General features: G+C 68.6%; 1 protein-coding gene and 1 pseudogene. Both read right to left on the reverse strand.

The genetic code is table 11. The features are described from left to right. The coding region (locus KUO17_RS26455) for a hypothetical protein (protein ID WP_217977403.1) at positions 1-213 on the reverse strand (213 nt) is incomplete at its 3' end. Next, positions 210-947, reverse strand: a pseudogene (locus KUO17_RS26460) (type VI secretion system Vgr family protein); the annotation flags it as partial. The gene KUO17_RS26455 and the pseudogene KUO17_RS26460, both read right to left, overlap by 4 nt.

Here is a 947-nt window from a genome sequence, read left to right on the forward strand (position 1 = left end):
ATCGCCCAGCGCATCGACCAGCGCCATGATGTTGCCCACTACCGGCAAGGCGCCGGCCACGGACTTGATGCGCTCCAGGGTGACCACACCACCGCTGACCGATTGCAGCCAGGCATCGAACTCGGCGGCGCCGCGGCCCACGTCCTTGGCGTCGAGGGTGTTGAGCGGGGCGACCGCGACCTGGGGTTCGCGGGGTTTGGCGGACTCGCTCATGCCAGCACCTCGCGGCTCGGCAGGGCCTTGGCCGGGTTGCTCGGCAGGGTCGGCATCGCCAGGCTGGGCAGCGTATTGAGGGCCTTGGCCGCCTGGAGTGCCGGTGCGGCGCCGGGCACCACGCTACTGGCCAACTGAGCCATGGCGGCGGGCTCGCCCTTGAGTACAGCGCCAACCTGCTGCGCTTGCTGCATCGCAGCCTGGCCGCTCTTGGCCAGTTGCAGGCCGCTGCCGGCCAGGGCCTTGCCGTCTTCCATCAGTGACTGGCCACCGGGGCCCATGAGGCCCTGGGCCATTGTCTTTCCGTGTGCCATAGCGTCCTGTACCAATCCTTTGCCTGTGTCCATGCCGTGTTGCAACAGCGCCTTGCCTTGCTCCAGGCCATCCTTGGCCGCGCCCAGCACCTCGCCGACCACCGATTGCTGGCCAGGGTTGATGGCGTCGAACGTGGGGGTGATCGGCCACGCACTGGCCCCGAAGTGACTGGCCTCGGCCCAGGTGTCGGCCGGGTCCAGGCCGAAGTCGGCCCACAGCGGGCCAGCGGCAGCGCCGGAGGCGGCGTTGAAACCCTCGGTGTCGAGCGTGCCCTTGATCGATTTGCCCAGCGCGTCGATCACGTTGTAGTCGCCGGTCTTCACGCCTTTGCTGTTGGCGTACTGGTAAAGCAGCTCCAGGTCGCCCTTGCCCGGCTTGGGCGGCTCGGGGAAGGTCCCCGCCAGGCTCTTGGGGCCTGT

Source organism: Pseudomonas aegrilactucae (genome assembly GCF_019168305.1).
GTDB classification, from domain to species: Bacteria; Pseudomonadota; Gammaproteobacteria; order Pseudomonadales; family Pseudomonadaceae; genus Aquipseudomonas; species Aquipseudomonas aegrilactucae.